The 20,639-nt window shown below is 45.9% G+C and carries 22 protein-coding genes; 15 read left to right on the forward strand and 7 right to left on the reverse strand.

Features of this window, described 5'->3' with window-relative positions:
• The 12 genes from pilM to trpS form a co-directional block, all read left to right on the forward strand.
• On the forward strand, positions 1-642 hold a 642-nt coding region (pilM, locus tag QTO00_RS02735), incomplete at its 5' end, for a pilus assembly protein PilM (RefSeq protein WP_331422803.1).
• Positions 632-1,186, forward strand: coding sequence for a PilN domain-containing protein (locus QTO00_RS02740; RefSeq protein WP_331422805.1), 555 nt, complete (start codon positions 632-634; stop codon positions 1,184-1,186). The genes pilM and QTO00_RS02740, both read left to right, overlap by 11 nt.
• Positions 1,186-1,779 (forward strand): type 4a pilus biogenesis protein PilO, encoded by a 594-nt coding sequence (locus QTO00_RS02745; RefSeq protein ID WP_331422822.1) that lies wholly within the window; start codon positions 1,186-1,188, stop codon positions 1,777-1,779. The genes QTO00_RS02740 and QTO00_RS02745 overlap by 1 nt, the downstream gene beginning before the upstream one ends.
• Positions 1,766-2,275 (forward strand): pilus assembly protein PilP, encoded by a 510-nt coding sequence (locus QTO00_RS02750; protein ID WP_331422806.1) that lies wholly within the window; start codon positions 1,766-1,768, stop codon positions 2,273-2,275. The genes QTO00_RS02745 and QTO00_RS02750 overlap by 14 nt, the downstream gene beginning before the upstream one ends.
• A gap of 18 nt (positions 2,276-2,293) precedes the next feature.
• Positions 2,294-3,979 carry a type IV pilus secretin PilQ gene (locus QTO00_RS02755; protein ID WP_443088889.1) on the forward strand — a complete coding sequence of 562 codons (1,686 nt, stop codon included), beginning with the start codon at positions 2,294-2,296 and terminating at the stop codon, positions 3,977-3,979.
• Between the two features lie 176 nt (positions 3,980-4,155).
• Positions 4,156-4,674, forward strand: coding sequence for a shikimate kinase AroK (gene aroK / locus QTO00_RS02760; protein WP_331422807.1), 519 nt, complete (start codon positions 4,156-4,158; stop codon positions 4,672-4,674).
• Positions 4,675-4,702: 28 nt separating this feature from the next.
• Positions 4,703-5,791 carry a 3-dehydroquinate synthase gene (aroB, locus tag QTO00_RS02765; RefSeq protein ID WP_331422808.1) on the forward strand — a complete coding sequence of 363 codons (1,089 nt, stop codon included), beginning with the start codon at positions 4,703-4,705 and terminating at the stop codon, positions 5,789-5,791.
• 101 nt (positions 5,792-5,892) lie between these two features.
• On the forward strand, positions 5,893-7,395 hold the full coding sequence (locus tag QTO00_RS02770) for an SPOR domain-containing protein (protein ID WP_331422809.1): 1,503 nt from the start codon (positions 5,893-5,895) through the stop codon (positions 7,393-7,395).
• A gap of 102 nt (positions 7,396-7,497) precedes the next feature.
• Entirely contained in the window at positions 7,498-8,325 is an 828-nt protein-coding gene (locus tag QTO00_RS02775) for a Dam family site-specific DNA-(adenine-N6)-methyltransferase (protein ID WP_331422810.1), read from the forward strand.
• A 105-nt stretch (positions 8,326-8,430) separates the two neighbouring features.
• Complete coding sequence (rpe, locus tag QTO00_RS02780) at positions 8,431-9,102, forward strand: ribulose-phosphate 3-epimerase (RefSeq protein ID WP_331422811.1); 672 nt, start codon at positions 8,431-8,433, stop codon at positions 9,100-9,102.
• 4 nt (positions 9,103-9,106) lie between these two features.
• The gene (locus QTO00_RS02785; protein WP_331422812.1) at positions 9,107-9,787 is read left to right on the forward strand and encodes a phosphoglycolate phosphatase; all 681 of its coding nucleotides are present in this window, start codon (positions 9,107-9,109) and stop codon (positions 9,785-9,787) included.
• A gap of 116 nt (positions 9,788-9,903) precedes the next feature.
• On the forward strand, positions 9,904-10,941 hold the full coding sequence (gene trpS / locus QTO00_RS02790; protein WP_331422813.1) for a tryptophan--tRNA ligase: 1,038 nt from the start codon (positions 9,904-9,906) through the stop codon (positions 10,939-10,941).
• A 215-nt stretch (positions 10,942-11,156) separates the two neighbouring features.
• Here the strand turns inward: trpS and trmL are convergent, their stop codons facing one another.
• The 4 genes from trmL to QTO00_RS02810 all read right to left on the reverse strand — a co-directional run bounded on the left by trmL (position 11,157) and on the right by QTO00_RS02810 (position 14,527).
• The gene (gene trmL, locus QTO00_RS02795; protein WP_331422815.1) at positions 11,157-11,633 is read right to left on the reverse strand and encodes a tRNA (uridine(34)/cytosine(34)/5-carboxymethylaminomethyluridine(34)-2'-O)-methyltransferase TrmL; all 477 of its coding nucleotides are present in this window, start codon (positions 11,631-11,633) and stop codon (positions 11,157-11,159) included.
• Between the two features lie 107 nt (positions 11,634-11,740).
• Positions 11,741-12,349 (reverse strand): superoxide dismutase, encoded by a 609-nt coding sequence (locus tag QTO00_RS02800; RefSeq protein WP_331422817.1) that lies wholly within the window; start codon positions 12,347-12,349, stop codon positions 11,741-11,743.
• A gap of 73 nt (positions 12,350-12,422) precedes the next feature.
• Entirely contained in the window at positions 12,423-13,832 is a 1,410-nt protein-coding gene (cpxA, locus tag QTO00_RS02805) for an envelope stress sensor histidine kinase CpxA (RefSeq protein ID WP_331422818.1), read from the reverse strand.
• Positions 13,832-14,527 carry a response regulator gene (locus tag QTO00_RS02810; protein ID WP_038203749.1) on the reverse strand — a complete coding sequence of 232 codons (696 nt, stop codon included), beginning with the start codon at positions 14,525-14,527 and terminating at the stop codon, positions 13,832-13,834. The genes cpxA and QTO00_RS02810 overlap by 1 nt, the downstream gene beginning before the upstream one ends.
• Positions 14,528-14,711: 184 nt before the next feature.
• Here QTO00_RS02810 and QTO00_RS02815 point away from each other — a divergent pair, with 184 nt between their 5' ends.
• The 3 genes from QTO00_RS02815 (at position 14,712) to pfkA (ending at position 17,440) form a co-directional block, all read left to right on the forward strand.
• A complete protein-coding gene (locus tag QTO00_RS02815; protein WP_038203764.1) occupies positions 14,712-15,215 on the forward strand; it encodes a CpxP family protein in 504 nt (167 codons plus the stop codon).
• A gap of 97 nt (positions 15,216-15,312) precedes the next feature.
• Positions 15,313-16,221: a CDF family cation-efflux transporter FieF gene (gene fieF / locus QTO00_RS02820; protein WP_331422819.1), complete on the forward strand. Its 909-nt coding sequence runs from the start codon at positions 15,313-15,315 to the stop codon at positions 16,219-16,221.
• A 256-nt stretch (positions 16,222-16,477) separates the two neighbouring features.
• Positions 16,478-17,440, forward strand: coding sequence for a 6-phosphofructokinase (gene pfkA / locus QTO00_RS02825; RefSeq protein ID WP_038203769.1), 963 nt, complete (start codon positions 16,478-16,480; stop codon positions 17,438-17,440).
• Positions 17,441-17,513: 73 nt separating this feature from the next.
• On the opposite strand, the gene QTO00_RS02830 is transcribed toward pfkA, so the two are convergent.
• The 3 genes from QTO00_RS02830 to epmB form a co-directional block, all read right to left on the reverse strand.
• A complete protein-coding gene (locus QTO00_RS02830) occupies positions 17,514-18,839 on the reverse strand; it encodes an anaerobic C4-dicarboxylate transporter (protein ID WP_331422820.1) in 1,326 nt (441 codons plus the stop codon).
• A 169-nt stretch (positions 18,840-19,008) separates the two neighbouring features.
• The gene (locus QTO00_RS02835; protein WP_038203777.1) at positions 19,009-19,503 is read right to left on the reverse strand and encodes an MgtC/SapB family protein; all 495 of its coding nucleotides are present in this window, start codon (positions 19,501-19,503) and stop codon (positions 19,009-19,011) included.
• A 132-nt stretch (positions 19,504-19,635) separates the two neighbouring features.
• Positions 19,636-20,639 (reverse strand): EF-P beta-lysylation protein EpmB (gene epmB, locus QTO00_RS02840; RefSeq protein WP_331422821.1); only part of this gene is annotated, 1,004 nt, incomplete at its 5' end.

The following is a 20,639-nucleotide window of genomic DNA, read 5'->3' on the forward strand; positions in this document are numbered from 1 at the left end:
CATCAATCGCCCTTTCCCGTCGAGGAGCTGCACTTAGACTATATCCAACTTTCTGCTGATGATTGCGATTCTAAGTTCAGTTTTCAGGTGTATGCGACAAAAAAACAGTTGATTTCACATCAAGTTGAGTTGCTGAAAAGTGCTGCCTTTCAGCCTGTTGTCGCCGATGTTCAAGCTCATGCGATGGTGCATGTTTGGCAGTTAGCAGCGCGTAGCCAGATCAGACCTAACTGGTTGCTGGTCAATCTAGAGTTTGAGCATGCATCGATTGCTATCGATCTGCCTAACAGCGCGCCGTACTGCAAAGTCATTACTTTGGATCTCTGTGCTGATAGTTCACAACAAAGCAGTGTTGAGCTAATCGACAAAATCAAACGGCATATTCAGCGTATTGCATCGGTGCACGGCATCAATATTGGTGGTGTTTGGGTTTGTGGGCAGAGCCCTTTGTTTGAAACGCTAGTAAATCAAGTACCGCTGCAGTTGAATTTAGAGTGTCAGCGGCTTAACTCTCTGAATTTGTTAGAGCTAGCCCAGGGTCGTAAAACATCGCCCTTGATAGAGGGAAATTATGGCTTTGCCTTAGCAACGGGCATTGCGCTGCGTGGCGTCACCTGGTTGGGGGAAAATCATGCTGCATAGTGTCAACTTGCTGCCTTGGCGCGACGAGCGACGCATCGAGCGTCAAAAGCGTTCGCTAACGTTTTTGGCTCTTGTTGGACTCTTTGCCCTGGTGACGGTTTGGCTTATGGGGGGATATCTCGATCATCAACTCACCGAGCAACAAAAGCGTAACCAGTTTCTTGATAACTACGCGCTTAAACTGAAGCAGCAAATAAAGCAGCAGAGCAGTACTGAGCAGCAACAGCAAGCTTTGCTGACTCGAATTACCATGGTTGAGGCACTACAAAAACAACGCAATCAAACGACTGAGTTTCTTAACCTACTGCCTAAGCTTATCCCGCAAGGTGTTTATGTCGACAAGTTAAAAGTGACTGACCACCAAGTAGAGCTTGAGGGGATCGCTGATTCAACATCGCGTCTTGCCAAAATGCTCGATAATTTAGAGCGTTCGGACTTTGTGACTAGCGTTGAGATGCACTCTATTGTTCATGGCGTAAAAAGGTTCGCTAAAAAATATCAGTCGTATCGAGTCTCTTTCTCTCTCCTAGGAGATAAAAAGTGATGAGGGTAACGACCACAGAGTTAGATATCAGCGAGATAGGTGAGTGGCCTATTCAGTTTCAATTGCTGCTTGGTTTACTGATGTTAATTGTGCTGCAGGGCGTTGGTTATTGGGTCTATATTCAGCCCAAGCTAGAAGCGTTGGAGGCATCAAAGTATCAAGAGTTACAGAGTCGCGATGTCGTTGCGTCGAGGGCTAAGAAAGTTGCGCTACTGCCTAGGTTACACGCTGAGCTTGCTGAACTGTCTCAACGCTATGATTACTTCTCTCGTCAATTGCCAGTAGAAAAAGAGCTAGCGTCGATGCTGGCCTCGGTGAATCAGGTTGGATTGGACAATGACCTGAGTTTTATGCGGCTTGATTGGGGACAAAAACAGAGTTTGGACTTTCTTTATCAGCTACCTCTCGATATCGAATTGATAGGTCAATACCATGATATTGGTCATTTTACACAAACTGTTACCTCCTTGCCGCGCCTGATAAATCTAGCCGAGATTCACTGGCAGCGAACGAGTTTAGAGAGTGATGTGACCTACTTTAGAGTTCGAGCGTATACCTATCAGCTCAAAGCTGTGGTGAATGATGAAGACTAAGTATTTATTATTTGTGGCCGCAGCTCTCTCAGGGTGCAAAGCTCATCAAGATTCACTTGAGCATTTTATCGAGCGTGTACATCAAGAGGTGCAAGTTGAAATCAGTCAACCAGAACCAATCGTTGCCATCGAAGCGTCGCGCTATACCGCTCATCAATTTCGACACCCTTTTGTCTTGCCTATCACCACTCACAGCAAATTAACGTCACAGCAGCAAGAATGCCACTCTGCACCGACGAACCGTCAGTTAGGCCACTTTAGCCAGTTTTCTTTAGCGAAGTTGAATTTTAAAGGTGTGATTGGTAGCGAGAATCAGGTGTTTGTTTTAGTTGATGCACCGAACGGTCATATTGCGAAGTTAGCGCTAGGGGAGCGCTTAGCCTCGAGCAATGCTGAGATTGTCAAAGTGACCGAGCATTATCTGCTAGTGCAAGAGTTCATATCGGATGAAGGTAGTTGTTGGCATCAGCGTGACGTTAAGTTGCAGCGCCAATAAAGGGGAAGGGGAGAGAAGATGGATGCCAGGATACCAGTTACAAAAGCAGTTTGTTTGTGTTGCTATTTCTTATTCGCTGTTTGCTTGTCTGTGAAGGTTGACGCTCAGCCGCCAAACGGGCCTATGCTTGAGCGAGTTGATTTTAAGCTCAACTCACAACGTAATGGGCAACTGTTACTGTCCTTATCTGACTCTCGCGTCATGGTTGACATACGAAAGCTAGATAAAGGGCTGAGCATTGAACTGCTGATGACTAAAGTGGAGGACTCTCTGCTTAAAGTGTTTGATGTCACTGAATTTGGCTCTAGCGTGCACAGCATAGAGGTATTTCGCCGAACTGACAGTGTCGAGCTTTTGGTAGCGATCGAGGGAGAGTTTGAGTATGAAGAGCAATTCGAAGATAAAATATTGCGAGTGACGGTTAACAGGGCAGCAGAAGAAACCCTTCGCAAACCTTCTATTCTCGACCAGCCTGGGCCCAATTTGTCACTTAACTTTCACGATATTCCCGTACGGAATGTGCTGCAGTTGATTGCTGACCACAATAATTTCAACTTGGTTGTCTCTGATGCAGTAGTTGGTAACCTGACTTTACGCCTTGAAGATGTCGCGTGGCGGGATGTATTTGAGGTAATTTTACAGCTCAAAGGGCTCGATAAACGAGTAAAAGACAATGTGGTATTGGTAGCACCGCGGGCGGAGTTCGAGTTGCATGAGCAGCAAGTGCTTCAGAGTGAGTTGCTCGCTTCCCACGCGGGGGAGTTGGAGTCTGACATTATCAACATCAAGTTTGCTCAAGCTTCCGAGATTGCGGCACTAATTAATGGCGAAGGAGAGTTCAAATTGCTCTCAGCGCGTGGCTCATTAGCTATTGATGAGCGAACCAATGCGATACTCCTTAGAGATACTGCGGCAAACATCAAGGCGGTTCGTGCGATTGTTGATGATCTCGATATGCCTATCAAGCAGGTGCAAATTGAAGCGCGAATCGTCACGGTTAGTCAGGGTAATTTAGAAGAGCTTGGTATTCGTTGGGGTTACAGCAATGCCAATGGCAGTACGTCTATTGGCGCAAGTATTGAGGACAACCGCTTTGATCTGCTAACTATTGATGAGATGCTAAATGTTAACTTAGCTGCGACTTCTTCTAATGCATCGACGATTGCATTCCAAGTTGCCAAACTTGGCTCTGATATGCTGCTTGACCTTGAGCTCTCAGCATTACAGCGAGAGTCAAAAGCCGAAGTCATTTCCAGTCCTAGATTAATCACTACCAACAAGAAACCGGCATTTATTGAACAAGGTAGCGAGATTCCCTATTTAGAGTCGTCATCAAGCGGGGCAACCAGTGTCTCTTTTAAAAAGGCAGTGCTGAGCTTAAAAGTCACGCCACAAATAACGCCAGATAATCGACTGATTCTTGATCTAAATGTTACCCAAGACAGACCGGGAGAAGTAGTTAAAACAGGTACCGGAGAAGCGGTAGCAATCAATACTCAGCGAATTGGTACCCAAGTGCTGGTGGATAATGGCGAGACGGTTGTGCTTGGAGGCATCTTTCAGCATAGCGTGACAGATGCGGTAGAAAAGGTGCCTTTTCTCGGAGATTTACCACTTTTAGGTACATTGTTCCGTCGTACTTATCAGCAAGAGGGCAAAAGTGAACTGCTGATATTTGTCACTCCTAAGGTGGTAATGGAGTAAGAATTTCCTGAGGAGTGAAAATAAATTTGCATTAATGGCACCTTATCTAGATAATTTCGGGTCTTATCACGAATTATCTGTGAGGAATCGGTGCCACAAGCATCTTTAACGCTAGTATCAAACTGGCTTCTCTTGTGGCGATGTCATTGAATTAACGTTGTAAATTACTGCTAAACATGGCTGAGAAACGCAATATTTTCCTTGTTGGCCCTATGGGTGCCGGCAAAAGCACTATCGGTAGACACCTAGCTTCACAACTTCATATGGAGTTTGTGGATTCTGATACCGTTATTGAAGAACGTACTGGCGCAGATATCGCTTGGGTATTTGACGTAGAAGGTGAAGAAGGCTTCCGCGATCGCGAGGAAAAAGTGATTAACGACCTAACGGAAGAGCAAGGTATCGTTCTTGCTACCGGTGGTGGTTCAATCATGAGCAAAGAAAACCGCAATCGCCTATCTGCGCGCGGTATTGTTGTATACCTAGAAACAACGATTGAAAAGCAACTTGCGCGTACAAACCGCGATAAGAAGCGTCCATTACTACAAACTGATAATCCACGCGAAGTTCTAGAATCTCTAGCAGGTGAGCGTAACCCACTTTATGACGAAATTGCGGATTACACAGTACGTACAGACGATCAAAGTGCAAAAGTGGTAGCCAACCAGATCGTAAAAATGCTAGAAGAACGTTAAGACTTTCTTTTAGCAACGGAGAATACCCATGGAACGGATTACGGTCAGCTTAGATGAGCGTAGCTATCCAATCTCAATTGGCGCCGGATTATTTAATGATCCGGCCCACCTTTCCCTCTTATCGGCAAAACAAAAAGTAGTAGTGATCTCTAATGTCACTATTGCCCCGCTGTACGCTGATAAAATCCTATCTATCTTGAAACAACTTGATTGTGAAGCTGCGGTTCTTGAACTGCCAGACGGTGAGCAATACAAGTCTCTAGATACTTTCAACACAGTAATGAGCTTCCTACTTGAGGGGAACTATGCTCGCGATGTGGTAGTGATTGCCCTTGGTGGTGGCGTGATTGGCGATTTGGTTGGCTTCTCTGCGGCTTGCTATCAACGTGGTGTTGATTTTATTCAAATCCCAACAACATTACTTTCCCAAGTTGACTCTTCGGTTGGCGGTAAAACCGCGGTAAACCATAAGCTAGGCAAAAACATGATTGGCGCTTTCTACCAGCCGAAAGCGGTACTGATTGATACTGACTGCCTTAAAACTTTGCCACAAAGAGAGTTCGCTGCGGGTATCGCAGAAGTAATCAAGTACGGCATCATCTACGATCAAGAGTTCTTTGTTTGGTTGGAAGAGAATCTCGACAAGCTATATCAACTCGATGAACAAGCACTCACTTACGCGATTGCACGTTGCTGCCAAATTAAAGCTGAAGTGGTCGCACAGGACGAAAAAGAGTCGGGTATTCGCGCATTGCTGAACCTAGGTCATACATTTGGTCATGCGATTGAAGCTGAACTAGGTTATGGTAACTGGTTACATGGTGAAGCTGTTTCATCTGGTACGGTTATGGCGGCGAAAACTGCGCAACTTCAAGGCCTTATCAGTGAGCAGCAAGTTGAACGAATTATCTCTATACTGAAAAGAGCTCAGCTACCAGTACATACTCCAGACACGATGTCATTTGCTGACTTTATGAAGCACATGATGCGTGATAAGAAAGTATTATCTGGTGAGCTAAGACTTGTGCTCCCAACGAGCATAGGGACGGCTGAAGTAGTAAAAGGTGTTCCAGAATCGATCATTGAACAAGCCATCGACTTCGCGCGCACTCTATAACTCTTCTTGTTTTTAGGTCAATTGAGCCTAGTACCAACCTATTTGCTTTTTTGAGCAATGACATGGGTTGGTACTGTATAGATTTCGAGTAAGGTATCGCAATGAGCTTGGTGCATGCTCCACATATGCTGGAGTTAGAATCACAAACTGAACTGCTAGAACGGTTGCAGTTGTTGACTAATTTTGGTTCGAACTTGGTAAACCTTGGCGGGGAAACTGGGGCAGGTAAAACTTGGCTCGCACAGCACTACCTAGAAGCTTGGGCGCAAGATAAAAACCAGTCATTGTTGATGTGTTTTCCTAATCAAGATGATGCCCAACGCCGTTCGACGATCCTTTCTCAAATTGTTTCTGAACCTCTTTATAATCCTGCTGACTCTTTGGTTGAGTCATTTTCGCGTCTAATGCAGGGTGAAACCTGTGATGTCGTGATCGCTGTCGATGATGCCCACTTACTGACAGAGTCATTCGTGTCAGAGCTGTGGATGTTAGTGCTGGAAGCGCAAGCCAATCCAGGTTGGACGGTGAATGTGCTGTTGTTCGCTCAATCGAACAGTCTAGATGCATTACTGACCCGTTTAGGTTATGGTCAAGAACACAAGCCGATAGATCTTGAAATTGAAGCACTTAGCCAAGAAGAAGCCGATCGTTTCTTCGAACAATTGGTGATTCGGTTTGTCGAAGATGACATGGAAAAGCGTGTTCGCAATGCGTATCGAACGGTAGCTCGCCGCCCAGGTGAGATAATGGCTCTAGGGGATCAGAAAGTGGAAAAAAGGATTATTATCCGCTCAATTGTGGGTTCGCCCATTAATATTGCATTACTGGTGACAGTTCTACTGTTGTTAATTGGTGGTGGTTATTGGTGGATGATGTCTCAGCCTACGCCAGACGACAAAGCGCAGCAGATCACTGACTCGATTGAACAGACGGTTATTCCCACACTCCCTGAAGACACCGCGAGTGATGAAAGCTCTGCCTCAACGGTTGAACCTGAGCCGATTGTTGATCCTGTGATGGCTAACGCTGAAGATGACTCACTCTCGTTACCTCCTGATGTTACCGAGCAAGTTTCGAGTGTTGGTAATACCGAGGATGATCATCAGCGAGTCGTCATTACGTCCGATGTGGTTGATGCCTTGCTCGAAGGTAAGCCTGAAGAGGTGGATACCAGCAACATAGATGCGGTAGTCGAGCAATCTAAAGTCGACTCTGCAGAAGAGCCGCAGGCACCTTCTCAACCTGAAGCGGTTGAAGCGAGCGCTGCTCAAGAGGAGGCGCCAAGCCCAACGGTGATTAAGTTCTCTTTCACCAAAGATGAGCTAAAAAGCTTCTCTCCTCGTAGCTACACCTTGCAATTAGCGGCGGTAAACTCGCTTGAAGAAGTGCAGAAATTTATCGACCTTCATCAACTGGCGAATCAAGTCTTTATCTATCCGACTCAGCGCAATGGCGTAGACTGGTACATAGTGACTTATCAAAACTACCCAACTATCCAAGTGGCGCGAGATGCGGTTCAGAGCCTATCTGAAGAGCTGCAAAACTTGGAACCTTGGGCTAAGTCTCTTAGCCAAGTCCAACGTGAAATTGAGCGTGGTAATTAAGATAACCAGAAACTGGTTTTTATCCTTAAAATTGCCTGAGATTAATTACAAAATATGTTACATTCCGCAGCCTTAATTTGTGGTTGATAAATAGAGCAGTAGATGAAGAAGCAGCGAGCCTTCCTAAAATGGGCAGGTGGTAAATACGGACTTGTCGAAGATATCCAGCGTCACTTGCCAGAAGCTCGTAAGCTGGTTGAACCGTTTGTCGGTGCTGGTTCTGTATTTCTCAATACTGACTTTGAGCAGTACTTACTCGCAGACATCAATCCAGATCTGATCAATCTCTACAATCTGCTCAAAGAGCGCCCAGAAGACTACATCACAGAAGCTAAGCGTTGGTTTTGCCCTGAGAATAATCGTAAAGAGGCTTACCTCGACATTCGCAGTCAGTTCAATGCCACTGACGATGTGATGTATCGTTCATTGGCGTTTCTTTACATGAACCGCTTTGGTTTTAATGGCCTGTGTCGTTACAACAAGAAGGGCGGTTTTAACGTTCCTTTTGGCTCATACAAGAAGCCATACTTCCCTGAAGCTGAACTCGAATTTTTCGCTGAGAAGGCAAAAAAGGCGACGTTTGTTTGTGAAGGTTACCACGAGACGTTTAAGCGCGCGCGCAAGGGCAGTGTCGTCTACTGCGATCCTCCGTATGCGCCGCTTTCAACGACCGCTAACTTCACCTCTTACGCAGGCAACGGTTTTACTCTAGACGACCAAGCGGCTCTTGCTGACGTTGCAGAGAAAGCAGCGGTTGTACGTGGTATCCCTGTACTGATTTCTAATCACGATACAACGTTAACTCGTCGCCTATATCATGGTGCGGAATTAAATGTTGTTAAGGTGAAGCGTACTATCAGCCGAAATGGGGCTGGTCGCAATAAAGTGGACGAGCTACTGGCTTTGTTTAGACCTCAAGAAAGCAAATAATCACATTTCATCACGCTTCTCTATCATCTCACCTCTAGCTTAGGTAGAATTGCGCGCAAAGTTTCTTCAGTGTGCAATGTTATCCCCAAAACTTTAGAGGTTGGTATGAAAGATTTCCTTATCGCTCCATCGATTCTGTCTGCAGATATGGCTCGCCTTGGCGAAGACGTAGAGAAAGTACTCGCAGCAGGAGCTGACGTGGTTCACTTCGATGTAATGGACAACCACTACGTACCAAACCTAACTTTTGGTGCGCCAATCTGTCAGGCGCTGCGTGATTACGGAATTACTGCACCTATCGATGTTCACCTTATGGTTAAACCTGTAGACCGCATCATCCCAGATTTTGCTAAAGCAGGTGCATCGATGATTACTTTCCATATCGAAGCCTCTGAGCACGTTGACCGCACGTTGCAACTTATCAAAGAGCACGGCTGTAAAGCGGGTGTGGTACTAAACCCAGCTACACCATTGTCTCACCTTGAGTATATCATCGACAAAGTCGATCTGATTCTTCTTATGTCAGTTAACCCTGGTTTTGGCGGCCAGTCGTTTATTCCTAAGACTCTAGATAAGCTACGCGCAGTGCGTAAGATGATTGATGATTCAGGTCGCGATATTCGCTTGGAGATCGATGGTGGTGTTAAAGTCGACAACATCAAAGAGATCGCAGAGGCAGGCGCGGATATGTTTGTTGCAGGTTCAGCAATCTTCAATCAGCCTGACTACAAACAGGTGATCGACCAGATGCGTGCTGAGCTGGCTAAGGTTAAATAATTCCATGGATAACATTAAGCTAATCGCATTCGACCTAGACGGTACTTTGCTTGATAGTGTGCCAGATTTAGCGGTTGCGGCCGACCAAGCGGTGCAAGCTTTGGGCTATCCTGCAGTCACTGAAGAGCAAGTACGTGACTATGTGGGTAACGGTGCGGATGTGCTGATTGGCCGTTCGCTGAGTCGCAGCCTAACCGTATCTCCTGATCTTGATCCTGAACTCCATGCTAAGGCACGTGTTTTGTTTGATGATTATTATCACAAGAGTGGTCACAAGCTAAGTCACCTATACCCAGCAGTAAAAGAGACCTTAGCTGAGTTGCACAAAGCTGGCTTTACTATGGCATTGGTTACCAATAAACCTTCTAAGTTTGTTCCGGATGTTTTGGCTAAGCATGGTATCGACCACTACTTTGTTGATGTGATTGGCGGTGATACTTTTGCTGAGAAAAAACCTAACCCAATGGCACTGAATTGGTTGCTTGAAAAACACGGCTGTCAGCCAAGTGAAATGATGATGGTCGGGGATTCAAGTAACGACATTAAAGCGGCCAAGAACGCAGGCTGTCATTCGTTTGGTTTAACGTATGGTTACAATCACGGTGAGCCTATTTCGGTGTCTCAACCTGATTATGTCGCAGATACCATCGCAGATTTGGCAGAACTATTAACGGTTTCAGCCTAATAGCGACAAAAGAGCTTTTAAAATACTCGTTAATGAGTACACTGAGTAAACCGTGTGGATAGAAGCCACGCGGTTTTTTTCATTATTTAGCATAAGAAGTCAAAGGAACTATTCCCATGAGCAAACCCATCGTATTGAGTGGTGTTCAACCATCAGGTGAACTAAGTATCGGTAACTACTTGGGTGCTCTACGTCAATGGCAGCAGATGCAAGATGATTACGATTGCCAATACTGTGTTGTAGACCTTCACGCAATTACGGTTCGCCAAGATCCGAAAGCGTTGCATGAAGCGACTTTAGACGCATTAGCAATCTGTCTTGCAGTTGGTGTTGATCCGCAAAAGAGCACGCTATTTGTTCAGTCACATGTACCAGAGCATGCTCAACTTGGTTGGCTTCTTAACTGTTACACCCAAATGGGTGAACTGAGCCGTATGACTCAGTTTAAAGACAAGTCTGCACGTTACTCGAAAGACTCTTCGAGCCAATTTGGTGACGTAAACGTAGGTCTGTTTGATTATCCTGTTCTAATGGCTGCAGACATCCTGCTGTACGGCGCACATCAAGTGCCAGTAGGTAGTGACCAGAAGCAGCACCTAGAGCTAGCTCGTGATGTGGCTAACCGCTTTAACAACATCTACTCGCCAGAGCAACCAATCTTCCAAGTGCCAGAGCCGTACATTCCAACTGTGAACGCACGTGTGATGAGCCTGCAAGATGCGACTAAGAAGATGTCTAAGTCTGACGATAACCGTAAGAACGTGATTACTCTGCTGGAAGAGCCTAAGTCGATCATCAAGAAGATCAATAAAGCGCAAACAGATACAGAGACGCCACCACGTATTGCTCATGACTGGGATAACAAAGCGGGTATTTCGAACCTAATGGGCCTTTACTCGGCAGCGACGGGTATGAGCTTTGAAGAGATCGAAGCGAAGTACCAAGGCGTTGAAATGTACGGTCCATTTAAGAAAGATGTGGGTGAAGCTGTAGTGGCTATGCTTGAACCAATACAAGCGGAATACCACCGTATCCGCGCTGATCGCGCTTACATGGACAGCGTAATGAAGCAAGGTGCTGAGAAAGCCTCTGCTCGTGCAGCTGAGACGCTTAAGAAAGCGTACGAAGCGGTAGGTTTTGTTGCTCGTCCGTAGGTAAGAGCGGACAGCGAGATGCTAGAACGTTTCACTCCGAGAGTCGAGATCGGGCTTCGCCCTTCGAGATAGAAACGTTGGTAGTTCTTGCCAAGACTTAAATGTCTGCGCTGAAAGAGAAAGGGTTGACACATTGTGCCAACCCTTTAATTTTTCTCGCTTTCTCGCTTTCTCGCTTTCTCGCTTTCTCGCTTTCTCGCTTTCTCGCTTTCTCGCTACTGCGCCCCTTCAAAGCCCATCTGGCGCCATGCTTCGAAAGCAATGATTGCGACCGCATTGGAAAGGTTTAAGCTGCGTGCGTCTGGCATCATTGGAATGCGGATACGCTGCTCCATTGGCATACTTTCTATTAATTCAGCAGGCAGGCCGCGTGTTTCTGGGCCAAACAGTAGTACATCGCCTTTTTGGAAATCAGCGTCGACATGGTGGCCAGTTGTTTTGGTCGTACAGGCGAAGATGCGGTAATCGCCACGCTCTTTTTCTAAGTATTCGATAAAGGCTTGATAGTCTTTATGGCGAGTGACGCGTGCTAAGTCGTGATAATCCAACCCCGCACGGCGAACCTTCTTCTCTTCCAAGTCAAAACCTAGTGGTTCGATCAAATGAAGGTTGGCACCACAGTTGGCACATAGGCGAATAATGTTACCAGTGTTGGGTGCAATTTCTGGTTCGTACAAGGCGATATCAAACATGACTAACTCTTAACGCGGATTGATTAAAGGCTAGAGAGTATAAGGCGACTAGTGAAAGCCGCCAAGTCTGACGTTGTTTCTTTATATGTGTATAAGGTCAACAGCCCCTAGGCTACAGCTGCAGTGTAGTTGTTGCTAACCGCGTCCCAGTTGACGACATTCCACCAAGCATCGATGTATTCAGGGCGTCGGTTTTGGTAGCTGATGTAGTAGGCGTGTTCCCAGACATCGAGTGCTAAAATAGGTTCACCTTGCACAGAAGCAACATCCATTAACGGATTATCTTGATTGCTTGTAGAGGTAATTACCAGTTTACCATCTTGGACAATGAGCCAAGCAAAACCAGAACCAAAGGTGTTAATTGCAGCGTCAGTGAATAGCTGTTGGAAGGTTGCGAAGCTGCCAAACGTAGACACAATCTCCTCTCCCAGTTTACCCTGTGGTGTACCACCACCGTTTGGCTTCATGCAGTTCCAATAAAGAATATGGTTGTAGTAACCACCACCATTGTTTCGAACTGCGGGAGTATGCTGAGAAATGTTGGCAAAGATATCTTTTAGTGTGGTGGACTCTAGTTCGGTACCGGAAATAGCGGTGGTAAACTTATCAAAATAGGTGCGATGGTGCTTGCTGTAATGCACTTCCATCGTCTTCGCGTCGATGTAGGGCTCTAGTGAATCGTAAGCGTAAGGTAACTCTGGAAAGGTGTGAGACATAGTAAATCCTCCTTAATTGAAGGATTTACTTTAAATGATAATGAGATCCATTATCAACTGTCGTTTTGTAGGGTTATTTATCGATATCAATTGGAAGGGTGATCTCTACCCTTAAACCTCCGAGCTTGCTGCGTTTCGCTTTTATCGTACCACTATGCTGGCGAATGGCACTTTCTGTGATGGTTAGGCCTAGACCCGTACCGCCGCTATGCCTATCGCGAGCGGTTGATACTCGGTAGAACGGTCTGAAAATCGCTTCTAACTCGTGGTCTGGGACACCTTCACCATTGTCATCCACTGCAATCATGATTTGCTGGCCAGTTTCTGTAAAAGCGACTTCGATGCGGTCTTTACCGTAGTAGATAGCGTTGCGCACAATATTGTCTAACGCGCTCATTAAAAGCTTAGGGTTACCTGAAATTATCCGCTCAGGAATGGTATTGAAGATCAGGGTTTTATCCATTTGTTCTGCTTCGAACTGAGCGTCAGCAAGGATAGCTTCCCAAAGGCTAGCCATTGGCTGCGGCTCTCTGTTGAGGTGGCTATCAACCTGCATACGTGACAACTCTAACAGTTCGCCAATCATTTGTTCTAGGCGTTGTGCTTCGGTGTCGATGCGAGTGAGCTCTGGGCTTTCACCTTGCTTTCGAGTGGCGAGAGCATTAGCCATTCGCAATCGAGTTAAAGGAGATCGAAGTTCATGGGAGATATCTGACAACAAACGCTGTTGGCCCGAAATCATTTGGTTAACTGCCTCTACCATCTGGTTAAAGCTCGCGCCCGCTTGACGAAATTCACTGGTGCCTTTCTCAAGTTCGGGGTCAACGACAAATTCACCTTTAGTTACTCGTTTGGCCGCGCGCTCTAGTTTTCGGGCAGGCTGGCTGAGAGCCCAAGCAAGCCATAGAAGTAGAGGTGTACTGACTAGCATTACCGCAAACAGTAGTTGGAAGGGCCGGTCAAACATGCGTAATAAGAAAGGTGGTGGCTGGTCCCATTTCACACCGATATAGAGAAGTAAGTCTTTATTTGCAAGTGTGATGGGGAGTGGGCCTGCCAGCATAAAGTGACCATACAGTTTCTGTTTGGGGTGACTGTCAATTTCAACACTGGTGATAAAGTTTTGCAGCGCACGAACTTTAAAGTCCTTGCGATTTTGCGTGGTTAAGATGTTTCCTTCGTTATCGGAGACAAAGAAACGAGGACGATTGTCTTTTGGTGGCCTTTTATCGTCGTTCTTGGTTTGGCGTTTTTGTCCTTCCAGTTGGAACAAAATTCGAGAAAGATTATTTTCTCCTACAAATCGTTGTTCGATTCTGGTTTTGACATCGAGCAGTTGCTCATAATGATCGGCCGGAATATCTTTGGCTTTTCTTGGGTCGAGGTGAGGTAGAGATAATACGGCCATTAGCACCAAAAACATGGTGAACCAAAAAATGGCGAAGATACGACCGTAGAGGCTAGTGATTTTAGGTAGGCGCATTAGTCCTCCTCAACCAACAGGTAGCCCCGTCCGCGCAGTGTTTTGATGCGTGACTTACCATCTTCTCTCTCTGGTAGTTTTTTGCGTAGGTTGGATACGTGCATATCAATCGCACGGTCGAAAGCGGCAAGACGCTTACCTAGAACATCTAGACTTAACGCTTCTTTAGTCAGTGTTTGTCCCGGGTTTTGAATAAAGTGACTTAACAATGCGAACTCTGTGGTGGTGAGCTCCATTTGCTCTCCTTGACAGTAGGCTTCTTGTTTGCCGGGGTACACTTGAATATCTTGGTATTCAATACAATCCGAATTTTTCGAGCTTTTACCTGTGCCATTGCCTTGAGTGCGACGCAAAATAGCTCGAATGCGTGCCAGTAGTTCGCGGTCACTAAAAGGCTTAGGCAAGTAATCGTCAGCGCCAAGTTCTAGACCAATCACGCGATCGATCTCTTCGCCTTTGGCGGTGAGCATGAGAACCGGAGTCTCCCAATTCTCTCGAAGTCGTTTAAGTGTTTCCATTCCATTGAGTTTAGGCATCATTACATCGAGCAAGATCAGATCAATACTTTCGTTGAGTAGTGCCAATCCTTCTTCGCCGTTGTTGGCCTCCGATACCTCAAAGCCTTCAAAAGACAAGACTTCTTTCAACAAGCTAGTTAGCTCGGTATCGTCATCAATCAATAAAATATGCGGCATAGCAAGGTCTCTGCGTCAGTTGGATATTTATATATTACTGTTAAATGACCAATTGATTTAGGGTCATTGTCGCTCTTTACGATTCTTTACTATCTCAATACGTTGCTTTACTTAGCAAGTCGTATTCTACACTCAAGCGCAGTGAGTACAGCTCAATCCAATAGATAAGGTGAAAGGTACGACTATGAAAATGACAAAGAAACTAGTATTAGCTGCAGCTGTTCTTCCTCTGGCTCTTGGCACTGCAAGCGCATATGCGTTTGGTGGTAAAGATGGTAAGAGAGGCGGTAAAGGTGAGTGTGGCGGTGGCTTTGACCGTGGCGTTATGCGTCAATTAGATTTGACGGATGCTCAGCAAGAGCAAATTAAAGAGATGCGTCAAGCTGACAAGCAAGCAATGAGAGCGGCGTTTGAAGAGAACTTTGAAACTCGCCATGCAGAGATGCAAGCTCAAAAAGCGAAAGTTCAACAATTGGTTCTCGCGGACAACTTTGACCAAGCTGCCGCAAATGAGCTGGCGAAGTCTATGGTTGAGCAGCAGACGGAACGTAAAGTGAACATGCTTGAGAAACAGCACCAAATGTTGAGCATTTTGACTCCTGAGCAAAAAGCGAAGTTTGTTGAACTTCAAGGCGAGCGTTCTGCTAAGTGCCTAGAAAATATGCAGCAACGAATGAATAAATCTTAATTCCAACCAGTTATTTAAGGCGGCAATGATGTCGCCTTTTTTATTCAGCAATTGTGCGGTTATACTAGGGGGATGTTTATTTAATAATCAATGCTCTATGAAACAGGAATACGCCCGCTTAGTAACGCTGGCAGCATGGACAGCAACCATAGTTGCGACGATTTTATTGGTAGTGAAAGTCGGCGCTTGGTGGGCGACAGGCTCGGTGAGCCTATTGGCCTCACTCATTGACTCAATGCTCGATATCGCCGCTTCGTTAGTTAATCTTATTGTTGTGCGTTATTCGCTCCAACCAGCAGATAAAGAACACACCTTCGGCCATGGTAAAGCGGAATCTTTAGCGGCCCTTGCGCAAGCTATGTTTATCTCTGGCTCTGCAGTCTTCCTCATCTTGAACGGTATTGAACGTTTCTTCAAACCTCACGAACTTCAGTCACCAGAGTATGGTGTCTATGTCAGTTTGTTTGCCATTGTGGTGACGTTCGCTCTAGTGCGCTTCCAAAAGCATGTGGTGAAAAAAACGGGCAGTCAGGCTATAGCGGCTGATTCACTGCATTATCAATCTGATCTGTACATGAATGCGGCAATTATGTTGGCGCTAGGATTAAGTTGGTTTGGGGTTACTCAAGCAGACTCAGTATTTGCGGTATTAATTGGCTTTTATATACTCTACAGCGCCGTCAAAATGGTTCAAGAAGCGGTGCAAACTTTACTTGATCGTAAGTTACCGGATGAGGAGCTAAAGGCGATTCGCGAGTGCTGTGTCAAAGTTGAAGGTGTGCTAGGGGTTCACCAACTTAGAACCCGAATGTCAGGCCCAACTCGTTTTATTCAGTTGCATTTGGAACTAGAAGATAAAATGCCACTAATCGAGGCGCACCGGATCTCAGATGAGGTGGAAGATAAAGTGCTTGAGCTATTCCCTGAATCGGATGTTTTGATCCACCAAGATCCTTATTCGGTCGTGCTTGGCGCAGAAAAAGCGCAGAAGTCGCAGGGTTGGTAACGCAAAACTGTTAGTTATTGGCTATCTTTTCACTTGGAGCACTTTTAACTGTGATCCTGATGTGTATCAATGATGGTAATTGGCAAAGCTGTAATACTCTTACATAAGTAGAAAAGTTACATATTTAGACGCAAATATATCTAGTATTCCTGATTAGGAAAGGTAACATATTGCGCAGTTAAGGAATTTTGTTGGTGGCTTTTGAAAGCGGCTAACGTAAAAATTGAAATAAGATTCCCAAAAATCGAGGGTGAGCATGATTAAGAAGATCGGTGTCTTGACGAGTGGCGGTGACGCACCAGGTATGAACGCAGCGGTTCGTGGTGTGGTTCGCACAGCCCTGTCTGAAGGATTAGAAGTTTACGGTGTATTTGATGGCTACTTAGGTCTGTATGAAGATCGTATCGAAAAACTAGATCGTTCAAGTGTTTCTGATGTGATCAACAAGGGTGGTACTTTCTTAGGTTCTGCACGTTTCCCAGAGTTCAAAGAAGTTGAAGTTCGTCAGCAAGCGATCGAGAACCTGCAAAAGCACGGTATCGAAGCGCTAGTTGTTGTTGGCGGTGACGGATCTTACATGGGTGCGAAGAAGTTAACTGAAATGGGTTACCCATGTATCGGTCTTCCAGGCACGATTGATAACGACATTGCAGGTACGGATTACACGATCGGTTACCTCACTGCGTTGAACACTGTTATCGATGCAATTGACCGTCTACGTGACACATCATCTTCACACCAACGTATCTCGATTGTTGAAATTATGGGTCGTCACTGTGGTGATCTAACACTCATGTCGGCAATCGCTGGTGGTTGTGAGTACATCATCACCCCTGAAACGGGTTTGGATAAAGAGAAGCTGATTGGCAATATCCAAGATGGGATTGCTAAAGGTAAAAAGCACGCAATCATTGCTCTAACTGAGCTAATGATGGACGCTAACGAACTAGCGAAAGAGATTGAAGCGGCAACAGGTCGCGAAACTCGCGCTACTGTTCTTGGTCACATCCAACGTGGTGGTCGTCCTACAGCATTCGATCGCGTTCTTGCATCACGCATGGGTAACTACGCTGTTCACCTATTGATGGAAGGTCATGGTGGCCGTTGTGTTGGTATCCAGAAAGAGCAGCTTGTTCACCACGACATCATTGATGCGATTGAGAACATGAAGCGTCCAGTACGTGAAGACCTATTCAAAGTAGCAGAAGAGCTATTCTAAACTAGGCATTACGCTGAACTAAAAAAGCCAGTTGGGAGACCAACTGGCTTTTTGTTTTTTAGCGGGCTAGTGATTAGTTGATCAATATAGTTGATAGCAAGTAACCAACAGTTGTTGCAGTGATTACGCCGATAAATCCTGGTAGCAAGAAGCTGTGATTGAGGACATAGTTACCAATCTGAGTGGTACCAGAACGATCAAAGGTAATCGCTGCAAGATCGCTTGGGTAGAACGGGAAGAAGAAATACGCGTAACACGCTGGTAGAACACCAATCAGCACAGGAGCAGGGATACCCATAGCAAACCCGAGTGGCAGCATGATGGTCAGTACTGCGGCTTGGCTCTTCAAGAAAATTGAAACCACAAACATCGCGATGGCAAATGTCCATGGGTGTGCCGCAACAATATCGCTAACTAAGCTGATCAGGTATGGCTTATGGAAGCCGATAATGGTGTCACTCATCCACGCAATACCGAAGATAATGATCACCGCTGTCATACCCGCGATAAACACGTTACTGTGAACAATCTTCTTCGGTTCAACCTTGGTGGTGAGAAGAATTAAGGCACCGACTGATAGCATTAAGAACTGAATCGCGACCGACATTTTAACTCCGCTAGGGAGCAGACCGAGATCCTTACCAAACATAGCGACGAAGATAACCGTAGCAATACCCGCTAGGAATATACTTAAGCCACGTTTGGCGACTTTCTGACTCTGGGGTTCGCTCTCATCTTGCTGTACTTCATCGATCAACTGAGCTTTAAACTCAGGATCTTGGCAGCGAGCTTTAAACTCTTGATCTTGGTCTAGTTCCTTGCCGCGCTTTAAGCTCCACAAACAACCTACAAGTACACCGATCAAGGTAGCGGGGATTGTGACGAGTAGAACGTTGACCAAGCTGATATCCAAGTGGTTATCTGCAGCCGTGGCCATTACAACGGCTGCCGCTGCTGCGATAGGGCTTGCTGTAATACCCATTTGCGACGCAACGGTGGCCATGGCCATAGGGCGCTCTGGACGGATTCCCTTCTTATAAGCTACGTCATAAATCACCGGAAGAAGAGGGTAAACCGAGTGGCCTGTGCCGACTAATACCGTTAAAGAGTAGGTACAAAGTGGGCCAAGGAATACGATTTGGCTTGGGTGTTTGCGCAGTAATCGCTCGGCAAATTTAACTAAGAGCTTGAGACCACCTGTGGCTTCGAGAGTGGCTGAAGCCGCGACGACAGCGAGAATGATCAGCATAACACTGATTGGAGGTGAGCCGGGGGCAACGCCAAATACAAAGGCGAGGATGGAAACACCTAAACCACCAAGGAGACCAAACGCGATGCCTCCATGGCGAATACCGATGAATATCACCGTCAGAAGCAAGAGCATATGTATATAGAACATGATCAAACCCTACATTGTTAAATATAGGGTTATGCTATCCAAAAGTGTTAGTTGGAAATGTGAGCTTTTTTTGTTTATTCGTCCGAATAATTCGCTATCGGATGATTCCTTGTCGCGAATCAAAAACTGCGATTTAAACCAAAAGCTTGTGTATAAATACTCGTAGGGATCACGACTTATGTTTGCTATGACGGCGTTTTTGGAATTTTTGATGCACGCCTCTGCGCAATGCTTGGATGCGGTTTTCCGCTTTATCGACCCCGAGTAATACCGACAGAGCAAGCACTGTGATCACGACAGATTGGTGAAAGTAGCCTAAACCAATCATCATACCTATAGAGGCAAGGACCCAAATAATCGCTGCCGAGGTTACGCCGTGGATCTTTCCATCTAGAGTCATCATAACTCCAGCACCTAAGAAGCCTACACCTGTGATGATCTGCCCTAACACTCGAGCTTGATCTAAGGTATTTGGTGATAGTGAAACTGCCATTGACATAAACAGGTAGGTGCCGGAAATGATCAAAATTGATGTACGGATACCGACGGGCTTACCTCGAGTTTGTCGCTCTGCACCGATCAAAATACCATTGATGGCACAGCAGAAAAGTGCGAGCCAACTAAAAGGACCCAAGTCTAAAAGTTGGGCGACATGTGCTTGCATAGTGACCTCCAAAAGCGCGGAGTATGCACATAAAGTCCCTGCTGGACGAACAAATAATTTTTGCCTTAACGGTCACTATTCAATATCAAGCTTGGACTAGGGTTGACTTTGCTACAACTTGATAGTGCTAGGCTACTCTAAATGCAGGTCGAGCGGGGTTTTACTGGCCCGTCCACCAATTTCTCGGGTCAATTTTGGCACGAGATAACCAGAGACTCGCTCTAGCAGCCCTTGCATGATCGCTTTTGCTTCTTGATCTGAAATGTAGAAGTGAGCGGCGCCCTGAACCTTGTCTAATACATGAATATAGTAGGGTAGGATACCCGCATCAAACAGGGCATGGCTTAAGTTGACCTGAGCTTCAACGCTATTGTTAACCCCTTTGAGCATCACGCCCTGATTTAATAGAGTGACATTGGCCTGTTTAAGGCGACTCATTGCGTCTCTCAGCTCTTGGTTCACTTCATTCGAATGGTTAATGTGAGTTACCAGAATGACTTGCAACCTCGACTCGCCCAATATGTCGCACAAACTGTCAGTAATTCGATCTGGGATAACGACTGGCAGGCGAGAGTGGATGCGCAGACGTTTGATATGGCGGATATCGGCAATGCGATCAATCAGCCATTTTAGCTCTTCATCTTTAGCCATTAAGGGATCGCCGCCAGACAAGATCACCTCATCCAGTTCTAGGGTCGCTTGGATATAGTCTAAGTTTTGCTGCCAAACCGCTTTGTTGCCTTTGTTTTCATCATATGGGAAGTGGCGACGGAAACAGTAGCGGCAGTTGATCGCGCAGCCCCCCTTTAGGATCATCAATGCCCGACTGCGGTATTTGTGCAGTAATCCTGGAGTTGTATTGTTTTGTTCTGCAAGCGGATCGTTTGAGTAACCCGCGTGCACTTCAAACTCTTCGTTTAATGGCAGAACCTGACGGAGAAGGGGATCGAAAGGATTGCCTTTTTCCATTCTATCAACAAAACTTTGCGGAACACGCTGCGCAAAAAGCTTGCGAGCTGCAAACCCCTCTTGCCACGGCTTGGGATCAATTTCGAGTTGTTCAAGCAGTTTTGCAGGATCAGAGATCCCATTCGCTAGCTGTTTGAGCCAGTTTTGCTCAACAGAAACAACTTTTC

Origin of the sequence: Vibrio sp. M260118, assembly GCF_036533755.1 — a bacterium.
In the GTDB taxonomy this organism is placed as follows: domain Bacteria; phylum Pseudomonadota; class Gammaproteobacteria; order Enterobacterales; family Vibrionaceae; genus Vibrio.

Excerpts from the sequence above, each read along its gene's own strand:
- QTO00_RS02740 (WP_331422805.1), top strand. The coding sequence starts at position 632 with ATGCTGCATAGTGTCAACTTGCTGCCTTGGCGCGACGAGCGACGCATC.
- QTO00_RS02745 (WP_331422822.1), top strand. The coding sequence starts at position 1,186 with ATGAGGGTAACGACCACAGAGTTAGATATCAGCGAGATAGGTGAGTGG.
- QTO00_RS02750 (WP_331422806.1), top strand. The coding sequence starts at position 1,766 with ATGATGAAGACTAAGTATTTATTATTTGTGGCCGCAGCTCTCTCAGGG.
- QTO00_RS02755 (WP_443088889.1), top strand. The coding sequence starts at position 2,294 with ATGGATGCCAGGATACCAGTTACAAAAGCAGTTTGTTTGTGTTGCTAT.
- aroK (WP_331422807.1), top strand. The coding sequence starts at position 4,156 with ATGGCTGAGAAACGCAATATTTTCCTTGTTGGCCCTATGGGTGCCGGC.
- aroB (WP_331422808.1), top strand. The coding sequence starts at position 4,703 with ATGGAACGGATTACGGTCAGCTTAGATGAGCGTAGCTATCCAATCTCA.
- QTO00_RS02770 (WP_331422809.1), top strand. The coding sequence starts at position 5,893 with ATGAGCTTGGTGCATGCTCCACATATGCTGGAGTTAGAATCACAAACT.
- QTO00_RS02775 (WP_331422810.1), top strand. The coding sequence starts at position 7,498 with ATGAAGAAGCAGCGAGCCTTCCTAAAATGGGCAGGTGGTAAATACGGA.
- rpe (WP_331422811.1), top strand. The coding sequence starts at position 8,431 with ATGAAAGATTTCCTTATCGCTCCATCGATTCTGTCTGCAGATATGGCT.
- QTO00_RS02785 (WP_331422812.1), top strand. The coding sequence starts at position 9,107 with ATGGATAACATTAAGCTAATCGCATTCGACCTAGACGGTACTTTGCTT.
- trpS (WP_331422813.1), top strand. The coding sequence starts at position 9,904 with ATGAGCAAACCCATCGTATTGAGTGGTGTTCAACCATCAGGTGAACTA.
- trmL (WP_331422815.1), bottom strand. The coding sequence starts at position 11,633 with ATGTTTGATATCGCCTTGTACGAACCAGAAATTGCACCCAACACTGGT.
- QTO00_RS02800 (WP_331422817.1), bottom strand. The coding sequence starts at position 12,349 with ATGTCTCACACCTTTCCAGAGTTACCTTACGCTTACGATTCACTAGAG.
- cpxA (WP_331422818.1), bottom strand. The coding sequence starts at position 13,832 with ATGCGCCTACCTAAAATCACTAGCCTCTACGGTCGTATCTTCGCCATT.
- QTO00_RS02810 (WP_038203749.1), bottom strand. The coding sequence starts at position 14,527 with ATGCCGCATATTTTATTGATTGATGACGATACCGAGCTAACTAGCTTG.
- QTO00_RS02815 (WP_038203764.1), top strand. The coding sequence starts at position 14,712 with ATGAAAATGACAAAGAAACTAGTATTAGCTGCAGCTGTTCTTCCTCTG.
- fieF (WP_331422819.1), top strand. The coding sequence starts at position 15,313 with ATGAAACAGGAATACGCCCGCTTAGTAACGCTGGCAGCATGGACAGCA.
- pfkA (WP_038203769.1), top strand. The coding sequence starts at position 16,478 with ATGATTAAGAAGATCGGTGTCTTGACGAGTGGCGGTGACGCACCAGGT.
- QTO00_RS02830 (WP_331422820.1), bottom strand. The coding sequence starts at position 18,839 with ATGTTCTATATACATATGCTCTTGCTTCTGACGGTGATATTCATCGGT.
- QTO00_RS02835 (WP_038203777.1), bottom strand. The coding sequence starts at position 19,503 with ATGCAAGCACATGTCGCCCAACTTTTAGACTTGGGTCCTTTTAGTTGG.